Source organism: Paraburkholderia humisilvae (assembly GCF_902859855.1).
Lineage (GTDB): Bacteria > Pseudomonadota > Gammaproteobacteria > Burkholderiales > Burkholderiaceae > Paraburkholderia > Paraburkholderia humisilvae.
The window spans coordinates 39,287-51,437 of sequence record NZ_CADIKH010000018.1 but is presented as its reverse complement, the minus strand read 5'-3'; the positions used below and the strand labels follow the sequence as shown (position 1 = coordinate 51,437).

The following is a 12,151-nucleotide window of genomic DNA, read 5'->3' as shown; positions in this document are numbered from 1 at the left end:
CAAACGCAAAAAGCCCGAAACCGGATGAACCGGTTTCGGGCTTTTTTGGCCGGTGCCGCACGAGACGCCTTTGTCCCGAACGACGCAAAGAGGTTGGCTGATCCGCTACGCTCGATGAATCAGCGAAAGCTAAAGAGCAATTGGTATGCCAACCATGATCGTGCACGGCGTTCGTTGCACATCGAACCGTTAGCTGACGCGCGCTGCATATTGATCACTTGCGCCGCGCGGTGCGCAGCGGGCATTATCGGAACGCATCTCGCGGCGCGTGCGCATGCCTATGCCGCACGCGGACTGTGCAAACGTGCACCATCGGAGCGCGGCACGCACAAGCAACGGATTTCGATTGACACTCATGACTAGCAACGAGCCGGGCCATGCGTCGGCCCCCATCAAGATCGGCGTGCTGTATTCACGCTCGGGCGTCACGTCCGCTGCCGAGATTACGCAGTTGCAAGCAACGGTGCTGGCCGTCGAGGAGATCAATCAGGCCGGTGGCGTGTCAGGACGCGAAATCGAGCTCGTCCGTCTCGATCCGCAATGCGCGCCGCGACATTACGCGGACCTTGCCAAGCAGTTGATTCTCGAGCATCGCGTGAGGATCATCGTGGGGTGCTATATGTCGAGCACGCGCAAGGCGGTCATTCCGATCGTCGAGCGGCACAATGCTCTGCTCTTCTATGCGACGCCCTACGAAGGTTTCGAATACAGCCGCAATGTAATCTATACAGGCGCGGCGCCGAATCAGAACACGCTGCCGCTCGCCGGTTTCATGCTCACGCAGTTCGGTTCGCGCGTCAGCATGATCGGCTCAGACTATGTGTGCCCGTATGAATCGAATCGCGTGATGAGCGACCTGATTCTCGAACGCGGCGGCGAGAAGGTCGACGAGACTTATCTCGCACTCGATGCGCCCTGGCAAAGTTATCTCGATGCGGCAAAGCGCATCAAGCAACGGGCGCCCGACTTCATTTTCTCGACCGTGGTTGGCGAAGGCATTCCGCATCTGTATCGCGCGTTCGCGCATGTCGGGCTCGACCCGTACCGGATGCCGATCGCGAGCCATATGACGAGCGAAGCCGAAATCGCGGTGATGGGCAACGATCTGGCAGAAGGGCACATTACGTCGGCCGCTTATTTCCAGAGCATCGGGACGCCGGCGAACCTCGCGGCGGTGCGCCGCTACGAGGCCCGCTTCGGCAGCGACCGGCCGGCCAACATGTGCTGGGAAGCGGCGTATTTCCAGATGCATCTGCTCGCGGACGCGATCCGCCGCGTCGGCTCGGACGATCCCACGCTGTTGCTGCGTGTGCTACCGGGCCTCGAATACGACGCGCCGCAAGGACGCGTTCGCATCGACGAGCACAACAATCATACGTATCTGCATCCGCTGATCGGCCGCGTCAATGCGCGCGGCCAGTTCGACATCATCGGCCGCGCGCCGGGCCGCGTGAAGGCAGACCCGTATGTCGTTTCGCATACGACGCCCGAATGGACCGCCGCCGCGCATCCCGAGTTCGCGCGGTCAGGAGCTGCCCGATGAAGCGCATAACCGGGACGCCCTCGATTCTTCGTGATCTGCGCTCGCTGAAAGTCGCGGTGATTCATCCGCAGGACCAGGATGGCGAAGAGCTGCTCGCGCAATTGCAGCGTATCGGCTGCGACGTCGAAGTGTTCTGGCCGCGCCTCGACAGTTTGCCGTCGGGCACCGGCCTCGTCGTGATGGCGGTACGGCCGGAGACACTCGCGATCACCTTTCCATGGCTCGGCGCGAACTCCGCACCGCCGGTCATTCCGGTCGTCACGTATGAAAACCCGATCACGATCGAAGCCGTATTACGTCTGAACGCGTTCGCGACTATTCCGTCGCCGGTCCGTTCGTTCGGCCTGCTCACTGCAATCGCCGTCGCGCTCACCCAATGCAAGGCGTTGCGAATGCGCGAGCGCTATATTGAACGGCTCGAGCAGAAGCAGGCGAATCTGCGTTTGATCCAGCAGGCGAAGCGGATTGTGATGGACGCGCGCAAAGTGTCGGAAGACGAGGCGTATCAGTTGCTGCGCTCGCAGGCGATGCTCAAGCGCGAACAGATCGAGACGATCGCCGGCGAGATCGTCAAGGCACATGAAACGCTCAGCTTCTGAGAACGTCGAAAAACCAACACCGCTATGCTCAGGAACCGAACGTCAGGCTTGGCCAGACCATCTCGAGTTCAACCGCGATGGATTTCGCCAGCCCATCAAGATCCGGAAACAGCGACGCATTCGTAATGTTCATCCGATATAGCCAGCGCATCGCATCGCTGCGCAAGACGGGCGGCAGGACGATTTTGCGCAGCAGTTCCGCATCGCTTTCATAGCCGTCCAGAATTTCGTGCAGCGGCCGGTCAATCACGCCCGGCACAACGAACGTGCCGGATTGCGCAATCAGGCGGCCGTCCATTTCCGAAGGTTCGCCGAACCAGATGACTTCGTTCTCGTTGCTGAGGAAATACTTCTCCAGATTGCCTTTCACGCGCGGATCGAGTTCATCGCGCGTCAGCATCGGCGCGGACTTCGGGCGCGCGCTATTGCGCCACAGGGCGGGCGTGTTCAATGCGAAAATCGCGGCATCCGTGGTGGTTCGTTCGAGCGCGAAAAACGCGGCGACGAAGGGCGACTTCGTGAAATCGAGCAGCCGCGTTGGCGCGCCATGGTGCTGCATCAGGCTCAGGCACCGCAGGTCATCGTTGAGCAGCTCGGGATTCGCAAGGTAGTTGTGCGCTTTGCGCCGAAAGATACGGATCGCACGCGCTTCGCGTGCCGGCCATTCGGCGCGGTCAGAGACATAAGCGAGCAGATAGCGCGACAACGAGCTTTGCAGATGCCAGCGAGCGTCCTGCTGTCCCCGAAATGCCCAGCCATCGAGGGACGAACACAGGTCCACGAATGCGCTCCAGTTTGAGATAACCTTCGTTTCCATCGCGCCGCTTGCCTCCCCCAAAAACAATCACTGGATTCAGGCTGGTCGGTTCAGCCCGTTTTGGCGGGAGTATAGAAGGCATTTGTTGCGTTCGTGTAACGACGAGGCGGGAGAGACGACGCCGGGCAAAATCGGCGCAGATCGGGCCACGACATGCGCAAGAAGCAGCGGGCTCGCGCGTAGACCGCGCGCGACGCCCGTGCCTGCTTGCGCCTTCTTTTGCCCGCGAATGCGAGCGGTGACTGAGATAACCCGGAGTGTGCGCCTAGAAGAGCAGTAACGTGCGCAATTCAATGCTCTGCCGCGGACGGGCATCCGCAGGCGATGTCGGATCGTCGAATGCGGTATGCGCTGTCAGTCGTGCAACACCGTCACCCGCGGAATCGTAGATTTTCAGCAGCAGCACTTCGTCAGGCGTCATCTGCGGGAAGTAGTACCAGCGGTGCTGTGCGCTGAACGCGAACGCATAGACTTCGCCCACTCCGCCATCCTGGCGGATCAGATCCATGGGGACCAGATCGTTCGGCGCAATGCTGCGCGAATCGCACATCGCGAGCGGCGACGATTCGATCGGCGCGCCGATCGGACGCCACAGATTGACGATCGCGGTGCGCCCCTTGAGCCATTCGTCCGCTTCGTCCGCCGGTACATGGTCGCGCACGCGGCGCGGACCCGACACGAAAGTCTGATCGTTGTGAATCGCTCTGACCGGCTCCTGAACGCCGCTTGTGCGCGTCGCGCCTGCGTCGCGCAGCGTGTGATCGAAAATGACGACACGGCGCGCGCCCGTCAGACGCTTGATCAGCTGCTCGGACTCCGGATAGTAGACCGACCTGATTGAGATCGGGTCCGAAAAGTCGTCGAGCGCGCTGGTGTGCACGTGCAGTTCGAAGCCGTTGCGGTCGAGCGACAGGCCACCCGGCGGCGCGGCGACGCGCGCGTTGACGATCGGCATCCGGTGCGCGTCGAAGGTGCCAGTTTGCGCCGATGCGTCAGGCGGTGGGTCGTACATATAACGCGACGGTTTGTCGCCGGTCGAGACGAGATACTTCAGGTCGGCTTCGACCATCACGGGTTGATCGATGACGATATCGCTCATGGGTTTGACTCCGCACTTCCGGGAAACAGATGCTGCACGCGCGGCGCAACGTGACGCGTTGTCCGTTACCTGGTGCCCAGGTGTGGGACGGCCGCGCGCGATTGCCGCCGGCGCTCACTCCGGCGGGAGTTCCGCCGCGAGATGAAACATGTCGTACGTGTATCCGAGGTTGAAATAGCCGGCGCGCGCGTACATCGCGATATGTTCGAGCCGCTCGGCGCTGGTGCGACTCCACCGGTCGCGCGCCGTCGCTTCATCGTCCGGCGGATCCGGCGGCACGTTGGCGCGGCCGGTCGTATGCTCGGACGGTCGCAGCATTGCGCCACGGCGAGATGCGTCACTGAACAGCGTGCGGCGAAAAAACGATGCAGGACCCGGCATGACATGCCTCCGTCTTCGAGGTGCTTCCGTTCAATCTAGCCAGTACGCGATGCGTGCGCAAACAAGCATTTCTGCAATGCTTCACACACGTGAATTGAATGCGTGCCTAAGTCTGAATAATCGAATTGTTTATGTCGATTGGCTAGTTAAACTTCGACGAGACAGAAGGGGGATGTCATTCCACCCTTGCCGAAATACGCAAGCGCGTTGCGTAAGCGGTCATAAGCGGTCGTAACCGGTGAATTTGACGTGGAATGCGAAGCGCGTTCGCAAGCGCAACGACGTTTGCATTGCACTTGCCCTTCAGAAACTAAACCACGGCTTGCAGGAGGCCGTCTCGCACGAGACCGGCGAGCGACTTGCGATCGACCTTTCCGACCGCTGTTTCTGGAAGCGCGTCTACAAAGTAAACTTCGTGCGGCACGTAAATGCGGGACAATCTGCGGCGTACCGAATCGACAATGTCTTGCGCCTGAAGTGTCGAATCGCTTCCCGTCACGACCACCGCCACCGGCACTTCGCCCAGATCGTGATCAGGCTTGCCGACCACGCAACAGGCCCGAACATGCGTTTCGCTGACAATCACGCTTTCAATCAGAAGCGGCGACAGATTCTCACCGCCGCGGATAATCACGTCCTTGATGCGTCCCGTTACATACAGGTAGCCGTCTGCGTCGAAGCGGCCGAGGTCCCCGGTTCGCAGCCAGCCGTCGCTGACCGTGCGCGCCGTGGCATCCTCCGCGCCCAGGTAGCCTGTCATCACACTTCGTCCAGCAATAGATATTTCGCCTTCGACACCAGGGGCATCCGTCATCGCGCCGTCGGCCTGCCTCAGTTGAACCGATTGCCCGCGCAGCACCGTGCCGACCGAGCCGATCCGGCGTGCGTGCGGTGGGTTCATCGTGCTCGTGCAGGTGGCCTCCGACAGTCCGTACGACACCACTAGCGGACAGCCAAGCCTGGCTTCGACTTCGCGATGCAGCGCTTCCGTAATCGGCGCGGAGCCGCATCGCGCCATCCGCAGCGATGCAAGCATCGCGGGACTGAACGACTGCGACAACATCCGCGAGTACATTGTCGGAACGCCGGTGATGATGGTCGGGCGATGGCGTTCGATCAGCGCCGGCATGTCTTCGGCGCGAAAGCGCTCGGCAAATATGATGGTTGCGCCGGCAAGCAATGGCGCGAACAACTGATTGTTCACCCCATTCGTGTGGTAGATCGGCATTACGTGTAGCAACCGGTCCTGCCTGGAAAGCGTCGTGTGCTCAATGACGCCGAGCGCATTGTTTAGCAGCGCGCATTGCGTCAGTTCGACCGCTTTGGGTCGCCCCGTGCTGCCCGATGTAAAGAGTAGCAATGCGGGAGATTGGGTGTCGATCTTGTACTGCCTCGCAGCGTCAATGGGCTTGTTCAACTGTGCGACGTCAATAGCGAGCGCGCCGTTTCCGGGCTCAAGCTCAAGTGCCTGCACGAGTTCGCCATTGGCTGCATCGAATACCAACCCTTTTGCGGCCACTAAAGCGAGCCGCTCGCCGATTTCTTCCGGTGGCAATTTGGGTTCGAGCACGCAAGGACATAGACCGCACCGGATCGACGCAAGCAGCACGATCACGGCGTCAAGCGAACGTCCCATTGCGATGGCCAGCGCGTCTCCTTGCTTGAGACCTTGCGCGAACAGGTTCGCAGCCACTTTCGCGGTCATGTCCGCCAACTGGGCGTAGGTCAGCGAGCGGTCGCCGTCATCCAGCGCCGTCAGCGTTCCGACTTGCGGCTCGCTCCAGAAGGCACACAAAGCATCAGCAAGACTTTCCGCGCGACTTGCCGGGTCTGATTTTTTCAGCATGATGGCTACCTCAGGCGAATGGCCGCGTCACGTTCAAACTGACCATCCGGATCGAGGCCACGCAAAGCGTCCTGTTCACGCTGACTGGGCGGCTGGGTGGGCTCGGCACCGGTCGCATCGAACTCGAAGCCGGTCCGTTCGCGCACTTCATCGACGCTCGATTCGGGATGCCACGACTGAAGCGCGAGCCGGTTGTCACGTTTCACGAACACGGCAATCGGGGTGACGACGCCGTGCATGCCGCCCCATGACGTGACGAAATCCAGCTTCTGTACCAGCGTCCGACGCGAATGCTCGGTACGCCATGTACAGGCGCGCCGTGCGGTCGGCAACATCACCGCGCCACCGCCGCCGCCGGGCAGACGAACTTTTGGATGATCCCATTCCCCAATGCAGGAGTTGTTTGCGCAACCGCTTCCATCGAGCTGGGCGGCGCCGAGAAACGTGAGATCCATGCGCCCACGCGCGCACAGGTCGTAAAAATCTTCGTTAGCGAAGATCGATGCAGAACCTTCGGCGAGCACCGGGTCCGAACTCGAAAGCGGAATGGACGACGGCGTCGGGTTCACGCCGCCAGCGACGTTGATATAAACGAAGTCCCAGTCGTATGCGCGTTTAGCCATCAGGCATGCGAGCATCGGCAGTGTCGAATTCACGCCACTGAACGTGATCTCGTTGGGCCGGATAAACCGTGCGAGATTGGTGACGATATAAGAAAAACCAGACCACTGTTCATGCATGTTGCGCGCTCCTTTGTTCCGGTGCGGCCGAAAGATGCGCGTCGAGCACGTCTTCGCCAGGGGCGAGATAGGCCTCCACCGCGGCATAGTCGACCGCGTAGTTCGGCCAGCACGACCCCGGCCATGCGCCGTTCGGAACGATCGCGTACGCCTCGACCATGAAGTATGGAATAACGGTCAGTTCCGGTTGAACCGCGAAATCCTGGTCCGAGATGGCTTCCGCAACGACAAGTACGCTTTTCGAAGCACGGCTGATGATACGGTCCCAGTGATACGTTCCCGCAATACGCACGTTGCCTTGCCGGTCGACGCTAGACGCGTGGATAACGGCGAAGTCTGGCGCGATAGCGGGAATCACCCACGTCGCGACGCCGCTGCCGTACGGGTCTTCAATGCACTTCCAGTTGTTGATTCGCGTCAGGTCGCTGCCATGCAATCCCGCGCACGGCTGGAACGGCACACCGAAAGCGGCGGCGCGCAGTCCGGCGGTCAGACTTGCGCACGCATGCTCCTCGAGCTTCAGCGCGCCGCTTTCGACCGCTTTCCGATAGTACGGAGCCAGGCCGAAATTGCCTTCCATCGCGACGATCCCGCAACGCGCGCGGTTCGCGACACCCGCGCGGCACAAGATGTCGATGTCGTAGCCGGGCGACTGTTTGACCACTTCGATACCGCGTTTTTTCTGTCGGATCAGTTCTCGCACGAATGCGAATGGGCCGCGATGCAGGAAGCTACCGCCGAGGCCTAGCGAAGCGCCGTCGGGCACACGCGCGACAAGGTCAGAAAGCGATACGCATTTGTCGATATTAGGGAAGCCTGAATTCATAACGTCTCCTTCTGCGGATGCTCACTCCGCGTGCTGGACGCAGGGTTTCGATACGCATCGATGCGGCGCTTGAGCCCGGGTTCGGCTGCCGAGCGCACCAGCGCCGCGAGGTCCGCGTCCGCATGGTCGTCGCGCAGCGCGTCGCGGAGCAGCGCACGGCTCGCGGCCGGCAACGACGTGGCTCGCGCAACGGCGTCCGCAATGACCTTGTCGCGTTGTTCGAACGGTGCGACACATTCGACAAAGCCGTTCCCGAATGCTCGGTCCACGTCGAAGACCTCCGACGTTTCAAGGATGCGTCTGGCTTCGTGCGACCCGACGATGCGCGCGAAGCGGCCGGTACCCAGCACAAGCCCAAACTGCAGGCCTGGCATTCTGAACGTCGCGCCAGGTGTCGCCACGCGCAGATCACAGGCCGCGATCAGGTCGACACCCGCGCCGAAGTTTTTGCCGTGCGCGAACGCGACCGTCAACGCGGGCGACGCGGCGACACGCTGCAACAGCATTTCGATGCGCACAAAACGAAGCAGCAGGTCTCCTTCGCTCGATGATTCGACATCGGTCATGTCGAATCCCGCACTGAAGCAGCGCCCTTCGCCTTGCAGGACCACGACCGGCACCTTCGCTATTTTCACTTCGTCGAATACGTTGATCAACTGTTCGACGAGTTCGGTGGACAAAGCATTGTGCTTCTCCGGCCGATTCAATGTCACGGACCAGTATTCGGCGCGCTTGTCTATCGTTAGAAGATTCATACCTGAATTCATGCGTCCACCTCGCTTGCCGCACGAGCCAGCAGTTCGCCGTTGTGTTCTCCCAGCGCGGGGGGGCGCATGCGGATGGGCGGCGTCTGACCGGAGAACCGCACCGGCGACCCGAACGTGCGGGTTTGCACACCGTTCGGCAGTTCGAGCGGCTGCACCCATGTCATATGCTCGACCTGTTCATCCGCGAGCACCTGCGAATACGTGTTGATCGGCGCGCACGGCACGCCCGCGGTGCGAAAGCGCGCGATCCACGCTTCAGCGTCCGCGGACGCGAAAATGCTTTCCAGAATGTCGCGCAACTCGACTTGATGCCGCGCCCTCAAAGTCGGCGAAGCGAAGCGCTCGTCGCCTTCCAGGTCCTCTCGCTCGACAACCTTGCAGACCGAACGCCACAGCGCGTTGTTCCCTGCCGCCATGCCGAACCACGTGTCGCGGGCCTTGAAGGCCTGGTACGGAGCGTTGCGCGGGTGCGCGGACCCAAGCTTGACTGGATCGCGCCCGGTTCCAAAGTATTCAGACGTCTGCAACGCGGCAATCGCGAGCGTGGCACCGAGCATCGGCACGTCGATGTGGGTTCCCTCGCCCGTGCTCGCGACACCGCGCAATGCCGACGCGATCGAGAACGCGGCGTACAGTCCAGCGGAAAAATCCGCGAGCGGCACGCCGCATTTAACGGGTGGGCCATCCGGCTCGCCCGTGATGCTCATGATGCCGCTCATCGCCTGCACCGTGAGATCGAAACCCCCTTCCTGCGCCCGTGGCCCGCTCTGGCCGTACGCGGAAATCGAGCAATAGACGAGGTGCGGGACAAGCTTGCGAATGTCCTCATAACCCAGGCCCAAGCGATCCATCACACCCGGCCGATTGTTTTCGATCAGTACATTGGCGGTGCGAATCAGTGCTTTTGCCTGTTCGATGTCGTGCGCCTCTTTCAGATTCAGCGTGACGGATCGCTTGTTGCGATTCAGTGATGCGAAGTTCTCGCTGTAGCCATCCGAAATAGGCGGCCACGCACGCAGCGTGTCTCCCCCCTCCGGATGTTCGACCTTGATGACGTCCGCTCCCATATCAGCAAGCAGCATCGCGCAATAAGGTCCGGCCGCGACATTGCAGAACTCGATGACCCGGACTCCGTGAAGTGGCAATTCCATCTCAACCCCTCGCTGATTCGCTCAATCTTCGTGCCGCGTCGCGGCACCCCAATTCATGCCATGGCGGACGCGCTACCGCGCATGCTGTTTGCGTCAGGGAATTCCCTTGGATGCCGCATCGCCGCTTGACCCCATTGTGCAGCGGTGCGAGCATCAAGTAAACCAAAATTTGAGAATCGATTCCTGAATTATAGGAAATATGATCTGACCTTGGAGACGAAGATGGCGACGCACACAGCAGTCGATGCGCGGGCGGGAACCGTATTTCGCGTAGTAAGCGGAAATTTTCTCGAGATGTATGACTTCATGGTCTACGGCTTCTACGCGTCGTCGATCGCGAAGGCGATGTTTCCGGGCGATAACGAGTTCATCTCGCTGCTGCTGTCGCTGGCGACGTTCGGCGTGGGTTTTTTAATGCGCCCGCTCGGCGCCATCGTGCTGGGCTCGTATATGGACAAGCACGGCCGGCGAGCCGGTTTGATTGTCACATTGACCTTGATGTCGATTGGCGTGCTGCTGATTGCAGTGACGCCCAGTTACGCGTCAATCGGTTTGCTCGCGCCGGTGCTGGTGATTGCGGGCCGCCTGCTGCAAGGGTTCTCGGCGGGCGCAGAGTCGGGCGGCGTGTCGGTCTATCTGTCGGAGATTGCGCCGCCCGGACGACGCGGGTTTTATGTGTCGTGGCAATCGGCGAGCCAGCAGATTTCCGTGTTGATCGCGGCCATTCTGGGCGTCGTGCTGCGCTTCACGCTCACCGGTGAACAGATGGACGCATGGGGATGGCGCATTCCGTTTCTGTTCGGCTGCTCGATCATTCCGGTGTTGTTCTGGATCCGGCGCTCGGTTCAGGAATCGCATGTATTCAAGGCGCAAAAGCCGCAGTCGGTCGGCGATATTTTCCGGTCGCTTGCGGCCAACTGGAAAATCATCTTGTGGTCGACCATGCTCGTTACGCTGACCAGCATCATGTTTTATCTGATCACCGCGTACACGCCGACCTATGGACGCGCGGTGCTCGGCCTTAAGCCGATCGATACATTCTGGGTGACGATCGGCGTCGCGATGACCACCTTCGTGATGATTCCGGTGATGGCCGCGGTATCCGACAAGGTCGGCCGCAGACCGATGCTCGCCGGCTCGTCACTGATCATTGCACTGGTGTCGTATCCGGCGCTGAGCTGGCTAGTGACCGCGCCGTCGTTCGGTACGCTACTCGCGGTCGAGGTGGGGTTTGCGGTGCTCTATGCGACGTATCAGGCGTCGCTGGTCGTGACGCTCACCGAGATCATTCCGCCGAACGTGCGCGGTACCGGATTTTCGCTGGCGTATAGCCTGTCGCAAGCGATCTTTGGGGGCTTTACGCCCGCGATCTGCACAGTGCTGATTCACATCACGGGGAACAAGGCGGTGCCGGGTGTGTGGCTTTCCGTGGGCGCCGTGCTTGCGCTCGTGGCCACGCTTGCGGTCGTGCGCAGCGACAACATGAGGGTCGGGAAGGTATCGACGGTGGCGTCGTGAAGCGGATTTTCGTCGTGCCGGTTGCGCGGATTTTTCAGCCAGGTCACGTGATAGACTTCCTATCATTTAGGAAGTAACTATGGACAAGACACTGCTGAAGGGGCTCGTGGTTCTGGAGGCGGTGACCGACCTCCAGAACCAGCCCAAGACGATCGAAGAATTAGCCACGCGCGTCGGGCTGACGCGCAGTAACGCGCATCGCACGTTGCAGACGCTGATTCACGCCGGATATGTCGAAAAGGATGAAGACGCAGGCGGCTATCGAGGCACGATCCGCCTGTTTGAATTGGGCGCGCGTCAATTGGCGCAACTGGACGTACGAAGGATTGCGTTGCCGCTCATGCGAGCATTGGCTGAGCGAACGGAAGAGACAGTGCATCTGTCGGTGCTCGATGGTCTGGATGTCGTGTATGTCGAGAAGATCGATAGTGCGCAGCCCATTCGGGCTTATTCAATGGTCGGGGGACGCGGACCGGCTTACGCGGTTGCGACGGGCAAGGCACTGCTCGCGTATCAGCATGATGGATATCTGGATGGCTACGCGAAGCAGTTGATGAAACATACCGCGGCCACTGTCACGTCGCTGTCAGCGCTCAAGGACGAATTGCAGAAGGTTGTGCGTGTTGGCTATGCGGTCAATAACGGGGAATGGCGCGAAGGAGTCGGCGGTGTTGCCGCGGCGGTATTCAATGGACTCGATCAGCCGATCGCGGCAGTCGGGATTTCAGGGCCGCTCGAGCGGCTGACTACGCGAAAAATGAAGGAGTTTGCGCCGGATGTGCAGGCGTGTGCGTTGAAGATCTCGCGCGCGATGGGGCATCGAGGAGCGGGAAAGACTTCGACCCGGTAAGCGCTCTCCAGCAG

General features: G+C 60.7%; 12 protein-coding genes. 4 read left to right on the top strand and 8 right to left on the bottom strand.

Going from position 1 to position 12,151, the window contains the following annotated elements; genetic code table 11:
- Window positions 1-355 precede the first annotated feature (355 nt).
- Together HV796_RS19955 and HV796_RS19950 are read left to right on the top strand one after the other, a co-directional pair.
- Window positions 356-1,543 carry a transporter substrate-binding domain-containing protein gene (locus HV796_RS19955; RefSeq protein WP_175228229.1) on the top strand — a complete coding sequence of 396 codons (1,188 nt, stop codon included), beginning with the start codon at window positions 356-358 and terminating at the stop codon, window positions 1,541-1,543.
- Window positions 1,540-2,142, top strand: a complete 603-nt coding sequence (locus tag HV796_RS19950) for an ANTAR domain-containing response regulator (protein WP_175228228.1) — start codon at window positions 1,540-1,542, stop codon at window positions 2,140-2,142. The genes HV796_RS19955 and HV796_RS19950 overlap by 4 nt, the downstream gene beginning before the upstream one ends.
- A 28-nt stretch (window positions 2,143-2,170) precedes the next feature.
- Here HV796_RS19950 and HV796_RS19945 read toward each other — a convergent pair whose 3' ends face one another.
- From HV796_RS19945 to HV796_RS19910, 8 genes are all read right to left on the bottom strand, one after another.
- Complete coding sequence (locus HV796_RS19945) at window positions 2,171-2,959, bottom strand: FRG domain-containing protein (protein WP_175228227.1); 789 nt, start codon at window positions 2,957-2,959, stop codon at window positions 2,171-2,173.
- 265 nt (window positions 2,960-3,224) lie between these two features.
- On the bottom strand, window positions 3,225-4,058 hold the full coding sequence (locus HV796_RS19940; RefSeq protein WP_175228226.1) for a CmcJ/NvfI family oxidoreductase: 834 nt from the start codon (window positions 4,056-4,058) through the stop codon (window positions 3,225-3,227).
- A 114-nt stretch (window positions 4,059-4,172) separates the two neighbouring features.
- Window positions 4,173-4,439: a hypothetical protein gene (locus HV796_RS19935; protein ID WP_175228225.1), complete on the bottom strand. Its 267-nt coding sequence runs from the start codon at window positions 4,437-4,439 to the stop codon at window positions 4,173-4,175.
- A 310-nt stretch (window positions 4,440-4,749) separates the two neighbouring features.
- The gene (locus tag HV796_RS19930; protein WP_175228224.1) at window positions 4,750-6,285 is read right to left on the bottom strand and encodes a class I adenylate-forming enzyme family protein; all 1,536 of its coding nucleotides are present in this window, start codon (window positions 6,283-6,285) and stop codon (window positions 4,750-4,752) included.
- A 5-nt stretch (window positions 6,286-6,290) separates the two neighbouring features.
- Window positions 6,291-7,025 carry a CoA-transferase subunit beta gene (locus HV796_RS19925; protein ID WP_175228223.1) on the bottom strand — a complete coding sequence of 245 codons (735 nt, stop codon included), beginning with the start codon at window positions 7,023-7,025 and terminating at the stop codon, window positions 6,291-6,293.
- Complete coding sequence (locus tag HV796_RS19920) at window positions 7,018-7,851, bottom strand: CoA transferase subunit A (RefSeq protein ID WP_175228222.1); 834 nt, start codon at window positions 7,849-7,851, stop codon at window positions 7,018-7,020. Before HV796_RS19920 ends, HV796_RS19925 begins: the two co-directional genes overlap by 8 nt.
- Window positions 7,848-8,606, bottom strand: coding sequence for an enoyl-CoA hydratase/isomerase family protein (locus tag HV796_RS19915; RefSeq protein WP_246355941.1), 759 nt, complete (start codon window positions 8,604-8,606; stop codon window positions 7,848-7,850). The genes HV796_RS19920 and HV796_RS19915 overlap by 4 nt, the downstream gene beginning before the upstream one ends.
- An 8-nt stretch (window positions 8,607-8,614) precedes the next feature.
- The gene (locus tag HV796_RS19910) at window positions 8,615-9,769 is read right to left on the bottom strand and encodes a CaiB/BaiF CoA transferase family protein (protein ID WP_175228220.1); all 1,155 of its coding nucleotides are present in this window, start codon (window positions 9,767-9,769) and stop codon (window positions 8,615-8,617) included.
- A 222-nt stretch (window positions 9,770-9,991) separates the two neighbouring features.
- On the opposite strand from HV796_RS19910, the gene tcuC reads away from it, so the two are divergent.
- Window positions 9,992-11,287, top strand: coding sequence for an MFS transporter (tcuC, locus tag HV796_RS19905; RefSeq protein WP_175228219.1), 1,296 nt, complete (start codon window positions 9,992-9,994; stop codon window positions 11,285-11,287).
- 79 nt (window positions 11,288-11,366) lie between these two features.
- Window positions 11,367-12,137 carry an IclR family transcriptional regulator gene (locus HV796_RS19900; RefSeq protein ID WP_175228218.1) on the top strand — a complete coding sequence of 257 codons (771 nt, stop codon included), beginning with the start codon at window positions 11,367-11,369 and terminating at the stop codon, window positions 12,135-12,137.
- The last annotated feature ends 14 nt before the right edge of the window (window positions 12,138-12,151 follow it).

Bases quoted from the DNA above. Each gene is read 5' to 3' on its own strand.
- HV796_RS19955 (WP_175228229.1), top strand. From the start codon at position 356: ATGACTAGCAACGAGCCGGGCCATGCGTCGGCCCCCATCAAGATCGGC.
- HV796_RS19950 (WP_175228228.1), top strand. From the start codon at position 1,540: ATGAAGCGCATAACCGGGACGCCCTCGATTCTTCGTGATCTGCGCTCG.
- HV796_RS19945 (WP_175228227.1), bottom strand. From the start codon at position 2,959: ATGGAAACGAAGGTTATCTCAAACTGGAGCGCATTCGTGGACCTGTGT.
- HV796_RS19940 (WP_175228226.1), bottom strand. From the start codon at position 4,058: ATGAGCGATATCGTCATCGATCAACCCGTGATGGTCGAAGCCGACCTG.
- HV796_RS19935 (WP_175228225.1), bottom strand. From the start codon at position 4,439: ATGCCGGGTCCTGCATCGTTTTTTCGCCGCACGCTGTTCAGTGACGCA.
- HV796_RS19930 (WP_175228224.1), bottom strand. From the start codon at position 6,285: ATGCTGAAAAAATCAGACCCGGCAAGTCGCGCGGAAAGTCTTGCTGAT.
- HV796_RS19925 (WP_175228223.1), bottom strand. From the start codon at position 7,025: ATGCATGAACAGTGGTCTGGTTTTTCTTATATCGTCACCAATCTCGCA.
- HV796_RS19920 (WP_175228222.1), bottom strand. From the start codon at position 7,851: ATGAATTCAGGCTTCCCTAATATCGACAAATGCGTATCGCTTTCTGAC.
- HV796_RS19915 (WP_246355941.1), bottom strand. From the start codon at position 8,606: ATGAATCTTCTAACGATAGACAAGCGCGCCGAATACTGGTCCGTGACA.
- HV796_RS19910 (WP_175228220.1), bottom strand. From the start codon at position 9,769: ATGGAATTGCCACTTCACGGAGTCCGGGTCATCGAGTTCTGCAATGTC.
- tcuC (WP_175228219.1), top strand. From the start codon at position 9,992: ATGGCGACGCACACAGCAGTCGATGCGCGGGCGGGAACCGTATTTCGC.
- HV796_RS19900 (WP_175228218.1), top strand. From the start codon at position 11,367: ATGGACAAGACACTGCTGAAGGGGCTCGTGGTTCTGGAGGCGGTGACC.